Source organism: Pseudomonas sp. GW821-FHT09C08, assembly GCF_059418125.1.
Genome location: NZ_JBWKPG010000003.1, coordinates 78,124 through 97,684, shown reverse-complemented (window position 1 = coordinate 97,684; position 19,561 = coordinate 78,124). Strand labels below are relative to the sequence as shown.

General features: G+C 62.8%; 20 protein-coding genes. 12 read left to right on the top strand and 8 right to left on the bottom strand.

All coding sequences use genetic code 11. The features are described from left to right. Positions 1-20 precede the first annotated feature (20 nt). Positions 21-1,115 (top strand): DNA-processing protein DprA, encoded by a 1,095-nt coding sequence (gene dprA / locus AC07OJ_RS11495; RefSeq protein ID WP_065902719.1) that lies wholly within the window; start codon positions 21-23, stop codon positions 1,113-1,115. 54 nt (positions 1,116-1,169) lie between these two features. Beyond that, positions 1,170-1,727, top strand: a complete 558-nt coding sequence (tsaC, locus tag AC07OJ_RS11490; protein WP_065902720.1) for an L-threonylcarbamoyladenylate synthase type 1 TsaC — start codon at positions 1,170-1,172, stop codon at positions 1,725-1,727. Between the two features lie 67 nt (positions 1,728-1,794). Here the strand turns inward: tsaC and AC07OJ_RS11485 are convergent, their stop codons facing one another. Next, positions 1,795-2,772 (bottom strand): NADPH:quinone reductase, encoded by a 978-nt coding sequence (locus tag AC07OJ_RS11485; RefSeq protein ID WP_065902722.1) that lies wholly within the window; start codon positions 2,770-2,772, stop codon positions 1,795-1,797. 160 nt (positions 2,773-2,932) lie between these two features. Between AC07OJ_RS11485 and hemF the strand changes: the two genes are divergently transcribed. Continuing rightward, positions 2,933-3,865 (top strand): oxygen-dependent coproporphyrinogen oxidase, encoded by a 933-nt coding sequence (gene hemF / locus AC07OJ_RS11480; protein ID WP_495094562.1) that lies wholly within the window; start codon positions 2,933-2,935, stop codon positions 3,863-3,865. Beyond that, on the top strand, positions 3,865-4,683 hold the full coding sequence (gene aroE / locus AC07OJ_RS11475; protein WP_106805561.1) for a shikimate dehydrogenase: 819 nt from the start codon (positions 3,865-3,867) through the stop codon (positions 4,681-4,683). The genes hemF and aroE overlap by 1 nt, the downstream gene beginning before the upstream one ends. A 125-nt stretch (positions 4,684-4,808) precedes the next feature. On the opposite strand, the gene AC07OJ_RS11470 is transcribed toward aroE, so the two are convergent. The 3 genes from AC07OJ_RS11470 to betC form a co-directional block, all read right to left on the bottom strand. Then, on the bottom strand, positions 4,809-6,377 hold the full coding sequence (locus AC07OJ_RS11470) for a SulP family inorganic anion transporter (RefSeq protein ID WP_065902726.1): 1,569 nt from the start codon (positions 6,375-6,377) through the stop codon (positions 4,809-4,811). A gap of 133 nt (positions 6,378-6,510) precedes the next feature. After that, a complete protein-coding gene (choX, locus tag AC07OJ_RS11465) occupies positions 6,511-7,425 on the bottom strand; it encodes a choline ABC transporter substrate-binding protein (RefSeq protein ID WP_495094561.1) in 915 nt (304 codons plus the stop codon). A gap of 16 nt (positions 7,426-7,441) precedes the next feature. Then, positions 7,442-8,956 (bottom strand): choline-sulfatase, encoded by a 1,515-nt coding sequence (gene betC, locus AC07OJ_RS11460; RefSeq protein ID WP_495094560.1) that lies wholly within the window; start codon positions 8,954-8,956, stop codon positions 7,442-7,444. Between the two features lie 103 nt (positions 8,957-9,059). Here betC and AC07OJ_RS11455 point away from each other — a divergent pair, with 103 nt between their 5' ends. From AC07OJ_RS11455 to AC07OJ_RS11430, 6 genes are all read left to right on the top strand, one after another. Beyond that, the gene (locus tag AC07OJ_RS11455) at positions 9,060-10,010 is read left to right on the top strand and encodes a choline sulfate utilization transcriptional regulator (protein WP_120447313.1); all 951 of its coding nucleotides are present in this window, start codon (positions 9,060-9,062) and stop codon (positions 10,008-10,010) included. A gap of 31 nt (positions 10,011-10,041) precedes the next feature. After that, the gene (locus AC07OJ_RS11450; RefSeq protein WP_065902730.1) at positions 10,042-10,368 is read left to right on the top strand and encodes a DOPA 4,5-dioxygenase family protein; all 327 of its coding nucleotides are present in this window, start codon (positions 10,042-10,044) and stop codon (positions 10,366-10,368) included. A gap of 176 nt (positions 10,369-10,544) precedes the next feature. Further along, on the top strand, positions 10,545-11,510 hold the full coding sequence (locus tag AC07OJ_RS11445; RefSeq protein ID WP_282395601.1) for a 2-dehydro-3-deoxygalactonokinase: 966 nt from the start codon (positions 10,545-10,547) through the stop codon (positions 11,508-11,510). Between the two features lies 1 nt (position 11,511). Further along, on the top strand, positions 11,512-12,132 hold the full coding sequence (locus AC07OJ_RS11440; RefSeq protein ID WP_120447315.1) for a 2-dehydro-3-deoxy-6-phosphogalactonate aldolase: 621 nt from the start codon (positions 11,512-11,514) through the stop codon (positions 12,130-12,132). 48 nt (positions 12,133-12,180) lie between these two features. Then, positions 12,181-13,329 (top strand): galactonate dehydratase, encoded by a 1,149-nt coding sequence (gene dgoD, locus AC07OJ_RS11435; RefSeq protein ID WP_003170741.1) that lies wholly within the window; start codon positions 12,181-12,183, stop codon positions 13,327-13,329. A 159-nt stretch (positions 13,330-13,488) separates the two neighbouring features. After that, entirely contained in the window at positions 13,489-14,799 is a 1,311-nt protein-coding gene (locus tag AC07OJ_RS11430; RefSeq protein ID WP_065902739.1) for an MFS transporter, read from the top strand. Between the two features lie 417 nt (positions 14,800-15,216). On the opposite strand, the gene AC07OJ_RS11425 is transcribed toward AC07OJ_RS11430, so the two are convergent. The 3 genes from AC07OJ_RS11425 to trpB form a co-directional block, all read right to left on the bottom strand. Further along, positions 15,217-15,657: an anti-virulence regulator CigR family protein gene (locus AC07OJ_RS11425; protein WP_065902741.1), complete on the bottom strand. Its 441-nt coding sequence runs from the start codon at positions 15,655-15,657 to the stop codon at positions 15,217-15,219. A 139-nt stretch (positions 15,658-15,796) separates the two neighbouring features. Then, a complete protein-coding gene (gene trpA / locus AC07OJ_RS11420; protein WP_495094559.1) occupies positions 15,797-16,606 on the bottom strand; it encodes a tryptophan synthase subunit alpha in 810 nt (269 codons plus the stop codon). Next, on the bottom strand, positions 16,607-17,848 hold the full coding sequence (trpB, locus tag AC07OJ_RS11415) for a tryptophan synthase subunit beta (RefSeq protein WP_495094558.1): 1,242 nt from the start codon (positions 17,846-17,848) through the stop codon (positions 16,607-16,609). It abuts the gene before it with no gap. A 110-nt stretch (positions 17,849-17,958) separates the two neighbouring features. Between trpB and AC07OJ_RS11410 the strand changes: the two genes are divergently transcribed. Next, positions 17,959-18,855 carry a LysR family transcriptional regulator gene (locus tag AC07OJ_RS11410; RefSeq protein ID WP_495094557.1) on the top strand — a complete coding sequence of 299 codons (897 nt, stop codon included), beginning with the start codon at positions 17,959-17,961 and terminating at the stop codon, positions 18,853-18,855. Here the strand turns inward: AC07OJ_RS11410 and AC07OJ_RS11405 are convergent. Next, the gene (locus tag AC07OJ_RS11405) at positions 18,852-19,178 is read right to left on the bottom strand and encodes an ElaB/YgaM/YqjD family protein (protein WP_003233664.1); all 327 of its coding nucleotides are present in this window, start codon (positions 19,176-19,178) and stop codon (positions 18,852-18,854) included. The two genes, AC07OJ_RS11410 and AC07OJ_RS11405, sit on opposite strands and share 4 nt — an antisense overlap. A 154-nt stretch (positions 19,179-19,332) precedes the next feature. Between AC07OJ_RS11405 and AC07OJ_RS11400 the strand changes: the two genes are divergently transcribed. Continuing rightward, positions 19,333-19,548 carry a dodecin gene (locus AC07OJ_RS11400; protein ID WP_003187305.1) on the top strand — a complete coding sequence of 72 codons (216 nt, stop codon included), beginning with the start codon at positions 19,333-19,335 and terminating at the stop codon, positions 19,546-19,548. Positions 19,549-19,561: the final 13 nt, after the last annotated feature.

The window sequence follows — 19,561 nt, the reverse complement described above, 5'->3', positions numbered from 1 at the left end:
TTCCGGTCAAGGATGATCAGATGTATCCGATAAACAGCAGTGAAATATCCCCTTCAGAACTGGAAGCCCGACTACGCTTGCACAGGCTGCCGGAAGTGGGCCCGAAGCGTTTTCGCTTATTGATCGAGGCATTCGGCTCGGCCTCAAAGGCTATCAGCGCGCCGGCCAGTGCCTGGCGTTCCCTGGGTTTGCCAGCCATCAGCGCCGAGGCTCGGCGCAGTCACGAGATCCGCGACGGTGCCAGCCGGGCATTGGGCTGGCTCGAGCACCCGGCCCAGCATTTGCTGATGTGGGACCAGCCGGACTACCCCGCCTTGCTTGCCCAGATCGACGATGCGCCGCCGCTTTTATTCGTCGCAGGCGACCCCGGGATCCTGGAAAAACCGCAGTTGGCGATGGTCGGCAGTCGCCGTGCATCACGCCCAGGCATGGACACCGCCGCTGCCTTTTCCCGCAGCCTGGCAAGCGCCGGTTTTGTCATCACCAGTGGCCTGGCGTTGGGCATCGACGGTGCGGCTCATCAAGCGGCATTGGACGTCGGCGGCCAGACCATCGGCGTGCTCGGCACGGGGCTGGAAAATTTTTATCCACAGCGCCACAAACGCCTGGCAGAAGCGATGATTGCCCATGGCAGCGCAGTGGTTTCCGAGTTTGCGCTGGATGCCGCGCCCCATGCGGCCAACTTTCCACGACGCAACCGAATCATCAGCGGCCTGTCCCTGGGCGTACTGGTGGTGGAAGCCAGCATCGCCAGCGGCTCGTTGATTACGGCGAAACTGGCGGCTGAACAGGGGCGTGAGGTGTATGCGATTCCGGGCTCTATCCATCATCCCGGCGCCAAGGGCTGCCACCAGTTGATCCGCGACGGCGCGGTACTGGTGGAAACCATCGAGCACATTCTGGAAGGGTTGCGCGGCTGGCAGGCGTTGTCTCGCCCGGTGCCGATACCGGTGGTGCATCCGCTGGTGGCGCTGCTGCACGCGGCGCCTCACACCAGTGAGGGGTTGGCGATTGCCAGCGGGCGTCCGTTGTCCCAGGTGTTGGCGACCCTCACGGAACTGGAGCTGGAAGGCCAGGTGATCTGCGAAAGCGGGCGCTGGCTTGCGCGCTGCTAGGTTTTGTAACGAAGATCGGTAAACTGCGCAGAGCTTTAGTCCGGAGAGTGAGCAATGGTCAACAGGTGGCGTGTGCTGGAAACCGCACGAGAAATTCGCGCAGGCGCGGTGATCGCCTACCCAACCGAGGCGGTGTGGGGCTTGGGCTGCGATCCGTGGAATGAAGAGGCAGTCGACCGTCTGCTCGCGATCAAGAACCGCTCGGTAGACAAGGGCCTGATCCTGGTGGCGGACAACATTCGCCAGTTCGATTTTCTCTTCGAAGACTTCCCGCAGGACTGGATCGACCGCATGGCCAGCACCTGGCCGGGGCCGAACACCTGGCTGGTGCCCCACCAGGATCTGTTGCCGGAATGGGTGACCGGGATGCACGACACCGTCGCGTTGCGCGTCACCGACCACCCGCTGGTGCGGGACCTGTGTTCGCTGGTCGGGCCGTTGATTTCGACGTCGGCCAATCCTCAAGGCCGTCCTGCCGCGCGCACGCGAATTCGCGTGGAGCAGTACTTCCGCGGCCAGGTGGACCTGGTATTGGGCGGCGCCCTGGGTGGGCGCAAGAACCCGAGCCTGATTCGAAACCTGGCAACCGGTGAGGTGGTGCGGCCGTCCTGAGGGCGCATCGTGCCCATCGCCGGCAGGCCCGCTTTAGCCGGCTTGCTGGCGATGGCACCCTCAAGCCTTACGGCAGCAGAATGGTCGACCCGGTGGTGCGACGCCCCGACAGCTCCGTCTGCGCCTTGGCCGCATCCGCCAGCGCAAACCGCTGATTGATATCAATGCGCACCTTGCCGCTCTTGATCATCGAAAACAGGTCGTCAGCCATGGCCTGCAAGTCTTTCGGGTTGCTGGCGTAGGTCGCCAGGGTCGGGCGGGTCACGTACAGCGAGCCCTTGGCTGCCAGAATCCCCAGGTTCACCCCGTCCACCGCGCCTGACGCGTTACCGAAGCTCACCACCAGGCCGCGTGGTGCCACGCTGTCCAAAGAGGTCAGCCAAGTGTCCTTGCCGACGCCGTCGTACACCACCGGGACCTTTTTGCCGTCGGTCAATTCCAGGACGCGCTGTGCGACGTTTTCCTTGCTGTAGTCGATGGTTTCCCAGGCACCGAGCGATTTGGCCAGCGCGGCTTTTTCCGGCGAGCTGACCGTACCGATCAGCTTGACGCCCAGCGCCTTGGCCCATTGGCAGGCCAGGGAGCCCACGCCACCGGCAGCGGCGTGGAACAGGATGGTCTCGCCACCCTTGAGCTCATAGGTCTGGCGCAGCAGGTACTGCACGGTCAGGCCCTTGAGCATGGCGCCGGCGGCTTGTTCGAAGCTGATGTCGTCCGGCAGGTGCACCAGATTGGCGGCGGGCAGCACGTGCAATTCGCTGTAGGCGCCCAGCGGGCCGCTGCCATAGGCTACGCGGTCGCCGACCTTGAACTGGCTGACCTCACTGCCGACCGCATCGACCACGCCAGCGCCTTCCGCGCCGAGCCCCGATGGCAGGGCCGGCGGCGCGTAGAGCCCACTGCGAAAATAGGTGTCGATGAAGTTCAGGCCGATGGCCTCGTTACGCACGCGAACCTGCTGCGGGCCCGGCTCTGCCGGCGTGTAGTCCACATACTCAAGCACTTCGGGGCCGCCATGGGCGCTGAACTGGATACGTTTGGCCATCTGCACTTCTCCTGAGGTCTATTTCGCGTAGCCCACTATCCCACTCCTAAGCTTGACCTTCGTCAACTGCGGCGACACAGGGTGCAGTGGTATCCTGTGCGCCCATTTGCCGCCGACGCCCAATGGCCTCGCGTAGCTTTGCCCGATTCAAGGTGATGCCATGACTACCCGCACCGAGGCTGTAAAGGCCTACCTGCTTGACCTGCAAGACCGCATTTGCAGCGCCCTGGAAACCTTCGAGACGGACACTCGCTTCATCGAAGACGCCTGGACCCGGCCTGCCGGCGGCGGGGGTCGCACCCGTGTGATCGAAAACGGGTCGGTGATCGAAAAAGGCGGCGTTAACTTTTCCCACGTGTTCGGTAGCGGCCTCCCACCGTCCGCCAGTGCGCATCGCCCCGAGCTGGCCGGTCGCGGGTTTGAAGCCCTGGGCGTGTCGCTGGTGATCCACCCGCACAACCCGCATGTGCCGACTTCCCACGCCAACGTGCGTTTTTTCATCGCCGAAAAAGACGGCGAAGAGCCGGTGTGGTGGTTCGGTGGCGGTTTCGACCTCACGCCCTACTACGGCAACGAAGAAGACTGCATCCACTGGCACCGTGTGGCCGAGCAGGCCTGTGCGCCGTTCGGTGCAGAGGTCTACTCGCGTTATAAGGCCTGGTGCGACAGCTACTTCCACATCAAGCATCGCAACGAGCCCCGGGGTATCGGCGGGCTGTTCTTCGATGACCTGAACGAGTGGGACTTCGATACCTGCTTCGCCTTCATCCGCGCGATCGGCGACGCCTACATCGACGCTTACCTGCCCATCGTGCAGCGCCGCAAAGCCATGGCCTACACCGAGCAGCAGCGCGAATTCCAGGAGTTTCGCCGCGGCCGCTACGTTGAGTTCAACCTGGTCTACGACCGCGGCACCCTGTTCGGACTGCAGTCGGGCGGGCGTACCGAGTCGATCCTGATGTCGCTGCCGCCGCAAGTGCGCTGGAGCTATGACTGGAAAGCCAAAGCCGGCAGCGAAGAAGCACGCCTCACTGACTACTTCCTGCAAGACCGCGACTGGCTTGGCGTGGCTGCGCCCAAGGCGGCCGTCTGATGGATCGTTACGTCGTATTCGGCAACCCTATCGGCCACAGCAAGTCACCGCTGATTCACCGGATGTTCGCCGAGCAGACCGGCGAGCACCTGGACTACAGCACCCTGCTGGCGCCGCTGGAGGATTTCACCGGCTGCGCCCGTGAGTTTTTTCAGCAGGGCCGTGGTGCCAACGTCACCGTGCCGTTCAAGGAAGACGCCTACCGCCTGGCCAATACCTTGACCGAACGCGCCCAACGCGCCGGTGCTGTGAACACCCTGAGCAAACTGGCCGACGGCACCGTGCTCGGCGATAACACCGACGGCGCCGGCCTGGTGCGCGACCTGACGGTCAACGCCGGGTTAAGCCTGCAGGGCAAACGCATTCTGTTGCTGGGTGCCGGTGGTGCGGTGCGCGGCGCGCTGGAGCCGTTGCTGGCCGAGCGGCCCGCCTCATTGATCATCGCCAACCGCACGGTGGAAAAAGCCGAATTGCTCGCCGAGCTGTTCGACGATCTGGGCCCGGTCTCCGCCAGTGGTTTCGATTGGCTGCGTGAGCCGGTGGACGTGATCATCAACGCCACGTCCGCCAGCCTGTCAGGCGATGTACCGCCGATTGCCGGCAGCCTGATCGAACCGGGCAAGACGTTCTGCTACGACATGATGTACGCCAAGGAACCGACCGCGTTCTGTCGCTGGGCTACCGAGCAAGGTGCCGCCGTGGCGATGGATGGCCTGGGCATGCTGGTGGAACAGGCCGCGGAAGCGTTCTTCCTGTGGCGCGGCGTGCGCCCGGAGTCGGCCCCGGTTTTAGCTGAACTGCGGCGGCAACTGGCCTGAAGCTATCTGATGTGGGCATGGCCAATGTGCGAGCTGGCTTGCCTGCGATAGCGGCAGGTCAGCCACACACCTGGCACTGATACACCGCATCGCAGGCAAGCCAGCTCCCACAGGTTTAACCGCGTTCAGTCTTCGAAATGGATGGGGCATTTATCCGCCCCTTCCAGCTTTTTCAACTCTTCCACTACTTGTGGCCTGGCCCGGCGCAACGTCAGGCTACGCCCCAACCCCCGCAACCGCCGCGCTTCCTGGTGCAGCATCTCGACGCCGGAATAGTCGATAAAGTTGATCTGCTGCGCCTCGATCACCACCCGCTCGCCCGAAAGGCTTTGCAGGCGCACTTGCAGGTAATGGCTGGCGCCGAAAAAGATCGAGCCGCCCACGCGCAACACATCTTCATCTCCGTCGCGCCACTGCTGGACCCTCGGTTGTGACGTGCGCTTGAGGTAGAAAAACAGCGAAGCCAGCACCCCCGCGTAAATCGCCGTTTGCAGCTCCAGCAGCAACGTGGCGACGCAGGTCAGGCTCATCACCACAAACTCGGCGCGGCTGACCCGGAACAACGCGCGAATGCCGCGTTGGTCAACCAGGCCCCAGCAAATCAGCAAGATGCTGGCAGCCATGCTCGGGATCGGAATATGCGCGATCAGCGCCGCACCAAACAGTGCGAAGAGCGCCACCCAGAGGGCAGAAAACACCCCGGCCAAGGGTGAGCAGGCACCGGCCTCGTAGCTGAGGCCGGAGCGGGTGAAGGAACCGGCTGACAGATAGCCGGAAAAAAATCCGCCAACAATATTGGATAAACCCTGCGCGCGAACTTCCTGGTTCGCATCGAGCAATTGTTGCGAGCGCGCCGACAGCGAGCGGGCAATCGACAGGCTGGTCACCAGCCCCAGCATGCCCACCGCAACAGCGCTGGGCAGCAGGCGCAGGATCATGTCCAGGTCCATCGGCAACGGGCTGAACGGTGGCAGCTTGCCGATAAACGAACTGACCAGCGCCACATGCCCGAACATCGCCGGCCATACCCAGGCGGCCAGGCTGCCAAGGGCCAGCGCGATCAGCAGTGTCGGCCAGCGCGGCACCAGCACTTTGAGCAACGCCCCCACCAGCAACGTGCCTAAACCGAGGCCCAAGGAAGCGTGGTCCCACTCGCCGCCATGGTCGATCAACGCCAGCAGGCTGTTGATCGCTGTGGCCTGGCTGGGCAAATCCAGCCCGAGCAGATTAGGCAATTGCCCCAGTGCGATCACCACGGCGGCGCCGAGGGTGAAACCCAGCACCACCGAATGCGAGACGAAATTCACCAGCGCGCCGAAACGCAGCATGCCCAGCAGCCACTGGAACACCCCGGCGAGGAAGGTCAGCAGCAGGATCAAGGTGATGTAGTCCTGTGATCCGGGCACGGCCAACGGGCTGACGCTGGCGTAGAGCACGATGGAAATCGCCGCCGTGGGGCCGCAGATCAGGTGCCAGGACGAGCCCCAGAGGCAGGCGATCAGCACCGGGATGATGGCGGCGTACAGGCCGTATTCGGGTGGGAGACCGGCAATCAGCGCGTAGGCAATCGACTGCGGCAAGGCGAGCACGGCACCGCTGAGGCCGACCATCGCGTCGCGGCCGACACTGGCGCGGGTCTGGCGCGGGAGCCAGGCGAGGAAGGGGAAGAGTGATTGGCGGGTAGGCCGGGGCATCGGGCTGCTCGAAATACTGTAGGAGCTGGCGGGCCAGCGAAGGTGGGTAACGATAACGCGGGTTGTCTGAAAAAACGCGGCGTTTTCGAGTGCTTCGCCGGCAAGCCGGCTCCTACAGGGGGTGGTGTTGCCTTCAGAGTTTGGCTTTTACGGCGGCCAGCGCATCCTGGCCATCCACGGTTTTCACGCCGTCCAGCCACTTGTCCAAGACCGCCGGGTTAGCCTTGATCCACGCCTTCGCCGCATCGGCATTGCTGGCCTTGTTGTTGGCCACCTGCGCCATGATCGCGTTCTCCATGTCCTGGGTGAAACTCAGGTTGGTCAGCAGTTTTCCGACATTCGGGCAGGCTTGTGCATAACCCTTGCGGGTCAAGGTGTACACGCTGCCGGTGTCACCGAAGTACTTTTCGCCACCCTTGAGGTAATGCATTTTCAGCTGCACGTTCATCGGGTGCGGCGTCCAGCCGAGGAAGGTCACGAACTTCTGTTTCTTCACTGCCCGCGACACCTCGGCAAGCATCGCCTGTTCGCTGGACTCCACCAGTTTCCACTGGCCAAGGTCGAAGTCATTTTTCTTGATGATCTCCTGCAGCGAGATATTCGCCGGCGCGCCGGAGCCGATGCCGTAGATCTTCTTGTCGAACTTGTCGGCAAATTTGTTCAGGTCGGCGAAGTCATGTACCCCGGCGTCCCACACATAGTCCGGTACGGCGAGGGTGAACTCGGTGCCGTCGAGGTTTTTCGCCAGTTGCACCACATCGCCATTGGCCACGAACTTGTCGTAGAAGCCCTGTTGCGCCGGCATCCAGTTGCCCAGGAACACATCCACCTGGCCATCCTTGAGCCCGCCAAAGGTGATCGGCACCGCCAGGGTATCGACCTTGGCCTTGTAGCCCATGCCGCTCAACAGGAAACCGGTGATGGCATTGGTCGCGGCAATGTCGCTCCAGCCTGGATCGGCCATCTTCACCGTCTCACAACCGGTGTCGGCGTACACGTTGGCGCAGCTCAACGCCAGCATGCCCAGCACCACAGTCAATTTTTGCATGGCCTTCCCTCTGTATTTATTGGTTTTGGCAGGGTTGTGGATAACGTGCCTTGCGCTCCAGGTCGTCGAGGTCGATATGGTTGCGCATGTATTGCTGACTGGCGTCGACCAGTGGCTGGTGATCCCAGCTCTTCAGCTTGCCTCGGGTCAGCGCCTCAAACACCAGGCGACGACGGCGTTGGCTGGCGAGCACCTGCTGGTGGATCGCCGGGATGTCCCATTTGGCCCGCGCTTCACGCAAAAACGCCTCGAACCGTGGCCGGTGTTCCGGTGACTGGCTGAGGTCCTCCCGCTCGTGCGGGTCGTTATGTACATCAAACAACAGGCAAGGATCGTCCTCACTGTAGATGAACTTGTAGGCGCCACGGCGGATCATCATCAGCGGGCTGATGGTGCCCTCGGCCATGTATTCGCCGAACACTTCGTCATGCCCGCCCTGCCCCAGCAAGTGTGGGAGCAGGGAGCGGCCATCCAGCGGCAGGCGTGGGTCCAGCTCGCCGCCGGCCAGCTCCACCAGGGTCGGCAACAGGTCGGCAGTGGAAACGGCGTGGGTCACGCGGCCCGCGGCAAACTGCCCCGGCGCACTGACCAGCAGCGGCACGCGCGCAGCCATTTCAAACCAGTGCATTTTGTACCAGAGGCCGCGCTCGCCAAGCATGTCGCCGTGGTCGCCGGAGAAGATGATGATTGTGTCATCGGCCAGGCCGGTGTCTTCCAGGGTTTGCAGGAGCTTGCCGACATTGCTGTCGATATAGCTGCAGGCGCCGAAGTAGGCGCGGCGGGCATCGCGGATCTTGTCCAGCGGCAACGGCTTGTCCCACAGGTCGTAGACCTTGAGCAGGCGTTGCGAATGCGGGTCGAGGTCGCCTTGCGCGGGTGTTGCAGGCAAAGGAATGTCGGCATCGTCGTACAGTTCCCAGAACGGCTTGGGAATGGTGTACGGGTCGTGCGGGTGGGTCATCGACACGGTCAGGCAGAACGGCTGGTCGCCGTCTTCGCGGATATGGTCGAACAGGTATTGCTGGGCCTTGAACACTACCTCTTCGTCGAAATCCAGCTGATTGGTGCGCACACAAGGGCCGGCTTGCAGCACCGAGGACATGTTGTGGTACCAGCTGGGGCGTACGTCCGGCTCATCCCAATTGACTGCCCAACCGTAGTCGGCCGGGTAGATATCGCTGGTCAGGCGTTCTTCATAGCCATGCAACTGATCGGGGCCACAGAAATGCATCTTGCCCGACAGCGCCGTGCGGTAACCGAGACGACGCAGGTAGTGGGCATAGGTCGGGACATCGGCGGGAAAATCTGCTGCGTTGTCGTAGGCGCCGATCTTGCTCGGCAACTGGCCGCTGACCAGGGTAAATCGCGACGGCGCGCACAGCGGGCTGTTGCAATAAGCGGCGTCGAACACCACACCCTGCGCGGCGAGGCGGCTCAGGTTGGGCAACTTGATCGGGGAAGGTCCGTAGAACGGAAGCAGTGGCGCGGCCATTTGATCGGCCATGATGAAAAGAATGTTCTTGCGCTTCATGGGTCTTCGGCATTCCATAGGCGGTGTTTATGCGAATGAGCATGCAGCCCATGGAAAATGGGGTAAAGCCCATGAAAAGCAATGTCTAGGATAAGCACAGCTTATGTATGAAGCCCTCGGTGACCTGTCCCTCGACCTGTTGCGCGCCTTCGAAGCCGCTGCGCGCCACCGCAGCTTTACCGCTGCCGCGATGGAGCTGGGCACCACCCAGCCCGCGATCAGCCAGCAGATCAAGCGCCTGGAAGAGCAGCTGGCGATCCGCCTGTTCGATCGCATCTACCGTGGCATCGAGCTGACCGACGCCGGTGCGCTGCTGTTCGAGCATGTGCAAGGTGGCCTGCAAAGCATTAATCACGGCCTCAGCGCGATTACCCAGCAGGACCAGCATGAAGTGCTGCAAGTGGCCACCGACTTCGCCTTCGCCGCCTATTGGCTGATGCCGCGCCTGCATCGCTTCCACCAGGCCAACCCTCAGGTCGACGTGAGCCTGGTGACCAGCGAGCGCAACCACGCGACCCTGCGCAGCGATATCGACGTCGCAGTGCTCTTCGGTGATGGCCGGTTCAAACAGGGCGACAGCCTGTGGCTGTTCAACGAGGAAGTATTCCCGGTCTGCAGCCCGCAGTGGCTCAAGGACCAGGCCGTGCCGCTGACCGTTCAGAATTTGCAGGATTTCCCCTTGCTGCACCTGCGCCAGGAAAACAACAGCCAATGGTTCGACTGGAGTGGTGTGTTTCGCGAACTGGGCATCAGCACCGCGCCCACCCCGGGGCAACTGCGCTTCGACAACTACACCCTGCTGATCCAGGCGGCGATTGCCGGCCAGGGCGTGGCCATCGGCTGGCGCCACCTGGTGGATAACCTGCTGGAACAGAACTGGCTGTGCCGGCCAATCGGCGACACCGTGATCTCGCGCTTCGGCTATTACGTGGTGCAACCCCAGCGCAAGCGGCGTGGGCAACTGGTCGAGCGTTTTGTCGACTGGCTGGTGGCGGAACAGGCAAGCAGCGCGCAGTCGCTGACCGGGCTGGCCCTGCCATCGATTGCGGTCTAGGATTTGGCGCACAGTGGATCCGGAGTCCGACATGCAACGTATCAAGGGCTACCACGCCCACATCTACTTTGACGCCAGCACCATCGACCAGGCGCGGGCCTTGTGCGAGGACGGTGCCAGGCTGTTTCCGCTGCGCATGGGCCGCGTGCATGAACGGCCCGTCGGCCCGCACCCGGACTGGAGTTGCCAACTGGCGTTCGACGCCGAATACATCGGCGTGGTGTTGCCGTGGCTGGCGCTCAACCGCAATGGCCTGGTGGTGTTCCTGCACCCCGATACCGGCGATGACCTGAAAGATCACACCGACTACGCGATCTGGATGGGGGCGATGCGCGAATTGGACCTGTCTATTTTCTGACCTGCGCCCTGATGCAGGATCCGCCTTGCCTGCGATGGCGCCTCAAGAGCGCTATCGCCGGCAGGCCGGTTCCTTTGTACGCGATCTCCCTATATATGGGATGTGTATTTATATATTGAGACTTGCGTACGCCTGGGTTTATATTCGCTGCATCCGCTCAGAACTCAGGTGAAGCGATGCAGGCGCAATTGATCGCGCTCGATTGGGGGACCAGCTCCCTTCGTGCTTACAAACTCGGCCCGGCGGGTGTGGTGCTGGAACAGCGCGCGCTGGCGTCCGGCATCATGCACTTGCCCAGCGAGCCCCGGGATATTGCCGGCGTGCGCTGCAGCGATGGCTTCGAGTTGGCGTTCGATGCGGCGTGCGGCGATTGGCTCGACGCCGAGCCAGGCTTGCCGGTGATCGCCTGCGGCATGGTCGGCAGCGCCCAGGGCTGGAGCGAAGCGGCTTATCGCAATACCCCCGTGGACGTCGCGAGCCTCGGCAAGGCCTTGCACACCGTGCGCAGCCTGCGCGGCGTGGCGGTGCACATCGTGCCGGGAGTGATCGAGCAGGTCGGCTTGCCCAACGTGATGCGCGGCGAAGAAACCCAGGTGCTGGGCGTGCTGCAAAGCCTACCGAGCACCGCTGAAGTGTTGATCGGCCTGCCCGGCAGCCATTCCAAATGGGTCGAGGTGGTCGACGGTTGCATCACTCACTTCGACACCTTCATGACCGGCGAGCTGTTCGCGGTACTGAGCAAGCACAGCATTCTCGGGCGTACGCAAAAGGTCGCCGAGCAGTTTCAGGCCGACGCGTTTGATCGCGGCGTGCAGGTGGCACTCTCCCGGGACGGCCAGCGTGGCGTGCTGTCGACGCTGTTCAGCGCACGCGCGCTGGGCCTCACCGCCGAACTCGCCCCGGAGCAACAACCCGATTACTTGTCTGGCCTGCTGATCGGCCATGAACTCGCCGGCTTGCCTGGCCACGCCAAGCAAACGCCGATCATCCTGGTCGGTGCTGGCGCCCTTTGCGCCCGCTACCAACGTGCCCTCGCCTTGTGCGGTTTCGCCCACGTCAGCCTGGCGCAGGAAGCGACCGAGCGTGGCCTGTGGCAATTGGCCGTGGCGGCCGGGCTCACTCAACCTGCAACGGAGGCCTGACATGCTCAAGCAAGCACTCGCACAAAACGGTTTGATCGCGATTCTGCGCGGGGTACGCCCGGACGAAGCCCAAGCCATCGGCCAAGTGCTGTATCAGGCGGGCTTTCGGGTGATCGAAGTCCCGCTGAACTCGCCCGACCCGTACACCAGTATCCGCACCTTGCGCGACAGCCTGCCCGCCGATTGCCTGATCGGTGCCGGCACGGTGTTGACGCCCGAGCAGGTCGAGCAGGTGCAGGCCGCCGGAGGCCAGGTGATCGTCATGCCCCACAGCGATGCCAAGGTGTTGCGCGCGGCGAAAGCCGCCGGCCTGTACCTGTCGCCCGGCGTGGCCACGCCTACCGAGGCCTTCGCCGCCTTGGCCGAAGGTGCCGACGTGTTGAAGCTGTTCCCGGCCGAGCAAATGGGCCCTTCGGTGATCAAGGCGTGGCTGGCGGTACTGCCGGCAGGCACGTTGCTGCTGCCGGTGGGCGGTATCACCCCGGACAACATGCAGGTGTTCATCGACGCCGGCGCCAAGGGCTTCGGGTTGGGGTCGGGATTGTTCAAACCGGGTATGACAGTGGATCAGGTAGCGAGCCGCGCCCAGGCTTATGTCGCCGCCTGGAAAGCCCTGAGCTGATATCAAGTTCCGCGCCTGCAGGCGCCGCATCTATAAGAGAGATAACAGATGAAAATCACCAAACTGACGACCTTCATCGTCCCGCCGCGCTGGTGCTTCCTCAAGGTCGAGACCGACCAGGGCGTCACCGGCTGGGGTGAGCCCGTGGTCGAAGGCCGCGCCCACACCGTGGCTGCTGCGGTCGAGGAACTGTCCGACTACCTGATCGGCAAAGACCCACGCAATATCGAGGACATCTGGACCGTGCTCTATCGCGGTGGCTTCTACCGAGGCGGCGCCGTACACATGAGTGCCCTCGCCGGTATCGACCAGGCGCTGTGGGACATCAAGGGCAAGGCCCTCGGTGTGTCGGTCAGCGACCTGCTCGGTGGCCAGGTGCGTGACAAGATCCGCGTGTATTCGTGGATCGGCGGCGACCGCCCCGCCGATACCGCGCGCGCTGCCAAAGAGGCCGTGGCCCGTGGTTTTACTGCGGTGAAAATGAATGGCACCGAAGAATTGCAGTTCGTCGACAGCTTCGAGAAAGTCGACCTGGCCCTGGCCAACGTCGCGGCCGTGCGCGATGCAGTCGGCCCTAACGTCGGCATCGGCGTCGACTTCCATGGCCGGGTGCACAAGCCTATGGCCAAGGTGCTGATGAAAGAGCTGGACCCGTACAAACTGATGTTTATCGAAGAGCCGGTGCTCAGTGAAAACTACGAAGCCCTCAAGGAACTGGCACCGTTGACCAGCACGCCCATTGCCTTGGGCGAGCGCCTGTTTTCGCGTTGGGACTTCAAGCGCGTGCTCAGCGAAGGCTACGTCGACATCATCCAGCCGGATGCTTCCCATGCCGGCGGCATCACCGAGACCCGCAAGATCGCCAACATGGCCGAAGCCTACGACGTGGCCCTGGCCCTGCACTGCCCGTTGGGACCGATTGCCTTGGCGGCCTGCCTGCAACTGGATGCGGTTTGCTACAACGCGTTTATCCAGGAGCAAAGCCTGGGCATTCACTACAACGAGAGCAACGACCTGCTCGACTACGTGCGCGACCCGGGCGTGTTCGACTATGACCAGGGCTTCGTGAAGATCCCCAATGGGCCTGGCCTGGGCATCGAGATCAACGAGGAATATGTGATCGAACGCGCGGCCATCGGCCACCGCTGGCGCAACCCGATCTGGCGGCATGCCGACGGCAGTTTTGCCGAGTGGTGATATTGAACTGAAGGGACCTGTTCGAATGTGGGAGCTGGCCTGCGATAGCGGTCTGCCTGTGCCAGCTGAGTCAGCGGTCGCACCGCCATCGCAGGCAAGCCAGCTCCCACATTGACCGCGTCGACCCGTCCTCAATAAACATAACAAGAGGCAACCCCCATGCACCCTGAATCTTTCACCGGGCAGGCATCTTTAGTCACGCCTACCCGAAAGCGCTTCTTCATCATGGTGCTGCTGTTTATCACCGTGGTGATCAACTACCTCGACCGCAGCAACCTGTCGATTGCCGCCCCGGCACTGACCAGTGAACTGGGGATCGACCCGGTGCACGTCGGGCTGATCTTTTCCGCATTTGGCTGGACCTATGCCGCCATGCAGATCCCTGGCGGCTGGCTGGTCGACCGGGTGCCGCCCCGCATTCTCTACACCGCTGCCCTGCTGCTGTGGTCGATCGCCACCGTGATGCTCGGGTTCGCCGCCAGTTTCATCGCGCTGTTCGTGCTGCGCATGGCCGTCGGCGCCCTGGAGGCGCCGGCCTACCCGATCAACAGCCGTGTGGTCACCACCTGGTTTCCCGAACGCGAGCGCGCCACTGCGATTGGCGTCTATACCTCCGGGCAGTTTGTCGGGCTGGCCTTTCTCACGCCGGTCCTGGCGTGGCTGCAGCACGCGTTCGGCTGGCACATGGTGTTTGTCGCCACCGGTGGCGTCGGCATCCTGTGGGCCGTGATCTGGTACGCGGTGTACCGCGAGCCGAAGGATTTCAAAGGCGCCAACGCCGCTGAAATCGACCTGATCCGCGAAGGTGGCGGGCTGGTGGACATGCAGGCGCAAGCCACCAAGGCGCCGTTCAGTTGGGTCGACCTGGGCATCGTGCTGAGCAAGCGCAAGCTCTGGGGCATCTACCTCGGGCAGTTCTGCCTGAACTCGACGCTGTGGTTCTTCCTTACGTGGTTTCCGACGTACTTGGTGAAATATCGCGGCATGGACTTCATCAAGTCCGGCCTGCTGGCGTCGCTGCCGTTTCTGGCGGCGTTTGTTGGGGTGCTTTGCTCGGGGATATTTTCCGACTGGCTGATTCGCCGGGGGGCGTCGGTGGGTTTCGCACGCAAATTGCCGATCATCGGTGGATTGCTGATTTCCACGGCGATCATCGGCGCCAACTACGTGGACTCGACGGCTTGGGTGATTGCGTTCCTGGCGCTGGCGTTTTTCGGCAATGGCCTGGCGTCGATCACCTGGTCGCTGGTCTCGACCCTGGCGCCTGCGCGTCTGCTCGGGCTGACGGGAGGGGTGTTCAATTTCATCGGCAACCTGTCGGCGATTGCCACGCCGATCGTGATTGGCTTTTTGGCCAGCGGCGATTCGTTTGCGCCGGCGATCACCTATATCGCGGTGCTGGCGTTGCTCGGTGCGCTGTCCTACGTGCTGTTGGTGGGTAAGGTCGAGCGAATTGAACTGAATGAATAGCCTGTGGCGGATGGGTGTTTGTCGCTGATGGGGGCTTCTCTACCAGGTGAGCCTTTGTAGCAGACAGGCTCCCTGTGGCAAGCCCGCACCCTGTGGCAAGACCGCATCCTGTGGCAAACCCGCATCCTGTGGCGAGCGGGCTTGCCCCGCGTTGGGGTGCGAAGCACCCCCAAAACCTGGCGATGCGTTATTCCTGAAATACCGCAGTAGCTTCTATTGGGGGTGCTGCGCAGCCCAACGCGGGGCAAGCCCGCTCGCCACAGGGGCCAGGCTTGTCACAAGAGGCGGGCTTGCCACACAGGGGGTCTTCTTTCCACAGGGTGCGGGCTTGTCACAGGGAGTCTTCTTGTCACAGGAGGCAGGCTTGCCACAGACAGACAGCCTGCTTGCCTTGCAAGCTCCCCCTGTCCCTCGGTTTCAGTTGAGGACGCCGTCGAGGATCTCGTAGACGATGCCGGTACCCACCGCAATCAACACCACGTCCGGGCCGGAGCGGCGCCATTCGTAGCCTGGGTACACCGGCAGGCGCGCCAGCGCTCGGTTGTCCAGGCGTTCGCCGTAGTAGCCACGGGGCAGTGGTTGGCCGCGTACCAGGCGCACATTCGGTGGCGGTGGGGCGCCGCGCGCGAACTGACCATGGTTGTCGTGGATGATCTGCCGCACCGGGCCAAAGTCCTGGGGCGGGCCGCCGCGACGGTTGTCCTGTGGGCCGCGGTGGTCGTCGCCATGTTGCTCGTGCTGGCCTTGCGGGCCGCCACGGTCTGGGCCGCCTTGGTCGTAAGGCGCGGCCTGCGCCAGGGCACTTGCGCCGAGCATCAGCACGCCGAGACCAGCTATCAAGCGTTTAGGCATTTTCATGGGGTGTTTCCTCAGTACTGCACGAACAAAAAAGGGACCTCGAACGAGGTTCGAAATCCCTTGGTCTTGTCAGTTTAGGTACTGAATCGACGGTATGATTCCTCTGTATCAGGAACTTTACCTACCGCTTACGAGCCGCTTACTTACGGGCGTTGCGGACACCTTCCGACAGTGCCGCGCAGAGGCCCAACACGCCCTCAATCGCTTGCTGATCAGTTTTGGCATTCGCAATGTGATCGATCAAGGCCGACCCCACCACGACACCGTCTGCCAGGCGCGCGATGGCGGCGGCTTGTTCCGGCGTGCGGATACCAAAACCGATGCTGATCGGCAGGTCGGTATGCCGGCGCAGGCGGGTCACGGCTTCCTCGACATGCTCGAGGGTCGCCGCGCCGGCGCCGGTCACACCGGCCACCGACACGTAGTACACAAACCCGGAGCTGCCGTTGAGCACGGTGGGCAGGCGCACATCATCGGTGGTCGGCGTGGTCAGGCGGATAAAGTCGATACCCGCAGCCTGGGCCGGGTCGCACAGCTCGCCGTTATGCTCGGGCGGCATGTCGACCACGATCAGGCCGTCTACACCGGCTTGCTTGGCATCGGCGATGAACTGCGGCACACCATATTTGTGGATCGGGTTGAAGTAACCCATCAGCACCAGCGGCGTCTCGGTGTTGTCCTTACGGAACTCACGGACCATCTGCAGGGTTTTCGCCAGGTTCTGCTTGGCGGTCAGTGCGCGGATGTTGGCCAGTTGGATGGCCGGGCCGTCCGCCATCGGATCGGTGAAGGGCATGCCCAACTCGATCACATCGGCGCCGGCTGCCGGCAAGCCCTTGAGGATCGCCAGCGAGGTGTCATAACCCGGGTCGCCGGCGGTAACGAAGGTCACCAGGGCCGCGCGGTTTTGTTCTTTCAGTTGCGCAAAACGTGTTTGCAGGCGGCTCATTTAGTGTTTCTCCTGCTGAGATGGCTCTTGTGAAGCGTGTTCCATGTGGTGCATCACGGTTTGCATATCTTTGTCGCCACGGCCGGACAGGTTCACCACCATCAGGTGATCCTTGGGCAAGGTCGGAGCGCGCTTGAACACTTCAGCCAGGGCGTGGGCGCTTTCCAGTGCAGGAATAATCCCTTCCAGGCGGCAGCATTTGTGGAACGCGTCGAGGGCTTCGTCGTCGGTCACCGAGGTGTACTGGACGCGGCCGATATCATGCAACCAGGCGTGTTCCGGGCCGATGCCGGGGTAGTCCAGGCCAGCGGAAATCGAGTGGGCGTCGATGATCTGGCCGTCGTCGTCCTGCAGCAGGAAGGTGCGGTTGCCGTGCAGTACGCCGGGTACGCCGCCGTTGAGGCTGGCGGCGTGCTTGCCGGTTTCGATGCCGTGGCCGGCGGCTTCAACGCCGATGATCTCGACGCTGGTGTCATCCAGGAACGGGTGGAACAGGCCCATGGCGTTGGAACCACCGCCGATGCACGCGACCAGGCTGTCCGGCAGGCGGCCTTCCTGGGCTTGCAGCTGGGTGCGGGTTTCCTTGCCGATGACGGCCTGGAAGTCGCGCACCATGGCGGGGTACGGGTGCGGGCCGGCCACGGTGCCGATCAGGTAGAAGGTGCTGTCGACATTGGTGACCCAGTCGCGCAGGGCTTCGTTCATCGCGTCCTTCAGGGTGCCGGTGCCGGCGACGACTGGAATCACTTCAGCGCCCAGCAGCTTCATGCGGAACACGTTGGCCTGCTGGCGTTCGATGTCGGTGGTGCCCATGTAGATCACGCACTGCAGGCCAAACCGTGCGGCAACGGTGGCAGTGGCCACGCCGTGCATGCCCGCGCCGGTTTCAGCGATGATGCGTTTCTTGCCCATGCGCCGCGCCAGCAGGATCTGGCCGATGCAGTTGTTGATCTTGTGCGCGCCGGTGTGGTTCAGCTCTTCGCGCTTGAGGTAGATCTTGGCGCCGCCGCAGAATTCGGTCAGGCGTTCGGCGAAGTACAGTGGGCTCGGGCGGCCGACGTAGTCGCGCTGGAAGTAGGCCAATTCCTCGTTGAACGCCGGATCGATCTTGGCCGCTTCGTATTCGCGGGCCAGGTCGAGGATCAACGGCATCAGGGTTTCGGCGACGTAGCGGCCGCCGAACGCGCCAAACAGGCCGTTGGCGTCAGGGCCGTTGCGCAGATCGGTCTGGGACTGAGTCATGGGACGCTCCAGGTAGGAATTTGGGTAACCAGCAATGACGGCCACTCTACCCCTCACATCCTGCACTGAAAACCGATAAGATCGCATTAACCTGTCAGGAAAACTCACAGATGAGTCGAGACCTTCCGCCCCTGAATGCCTTGCGTGCGTTCGAAGCCACCGCCCGGCTCAACAGTGTCAGCCAGGCGGCCGAGCAATTGCATGTGACCCATGGTGCCGTCAGCCGCCAGTTGAAGGTGCTGGAAGAGCACTTGGGTGTCAGCCTGTTCGCCAAGGATGGACGCGGCCTTAAACTCACAGATGCCGGCGCCCGGCTGCGTGATGCCAGCGCTGAAGCGTTCGAGCGTCTGAGAGATGTCTGCGCCGAACTCACCCAGGCCAGCGCCGACGCACCCTTCGTGCTGGGCTGCTCGGGCAGTTTGCTGGCGCGCTGGTTGATTCCGCGCCTGGGTCGTTTGAATGCCGACTTGCCGGACTTGCGCCTGCACCTGTCGGCGGGTGACGGCGACCTCGACCCCAGGCGCCCCGGCCTGGACGCTTTGCTGGTGTTTGCCGAGCCGCCATGGCCGGCGGACATGCAAGTGTATGAACTGGCCAGCGAGCGTATCGGCCCGGTGATGAGCCCGCGTTTTGCCGGTTACGAGCGCCTGCGCCAGGCGCCGCCGCAAGCGCTGTGCGCAGAAGCCTTGTTGCACACCACTTCCCGCCCGCAGGCCTGGCCCAGTTGGGCGCAGCAACACGGCATCGCGCCCGGCACGTTGAAACACGGCCAGGGGTTCGAGCATTTGTATTATTTGCTGGAGGCGGCGGTGGCAGGTCTGGGGGTAGCGATTGCGCCGGAACCGCTGGTCGCAGAGGATCTGCGCGCGGGTCGCCTGGTGGCGCCGTGGGGCTTCAGTGAAACCCCGGCGCACCTGGCGTTGTGGCTACCCAAGCGCGCCGCAGATGGGCGCGCCGGGCAACTGGCGCAGTGGCTCAAGGTTGAGCTGGCGCACCAGGATGTTTAGTCGCCGCGTTTGCACAGCAGGTAAGCCGCCAGCAGGCCCAGTGCGCCAACGGCGACGCCGGCGGTAGTCCATGGGTGCTCTTGTGCGTAGTCCCGGGTCGCAACACCGGTTTCGCGGAGTTTGACTTTGCTTTCTTCGTACGCGTCGCTGATCAGGTGGCGGGAGTGCTTGAGGGCATTCTCGGCATTGCTTTTCAGGGCCTTCAGCGTTTTGCGCGACTCATCGGACGCATCGTCCTTGAGGCTCTCAAGGGACTTGAGCAGGCTCGAAATCTCGGCTTCCATGCTTTCCAGCGACGCTTTGCGTAAAGAAGTGTTGGCCATGTGGACTCTCCTGAAATGATTGAGTGGCAGGTGTAGATACCGACTGCGCCCGTTTCAGAAAGTGCAGTAAATCTGAACTTTCACGTAGGAACGGTCGCCAGAAGCAGTACGAACATTGACTGCTACGCTCACTAGAGACCTCAGGAGAAACGCTATGTCTGATCATCACACGTACAAGAAAGTCGAACTGGTTGGCTCGTCGGCGACCAGCATTGAAGATGCGATCAACAACGCCCTGGCCGAAGCCAACAAGAGCATCAAGCACTTGGAATGGTTCGAGGTGACCGAAACCCGTGGCCACATCAAGGACGGCAAGGCCGCGCACTTCCAGGTCACCCTCAAAGTCGGGTTCCGAATTGCCAGTAGTTGATCACGTCGGTTGA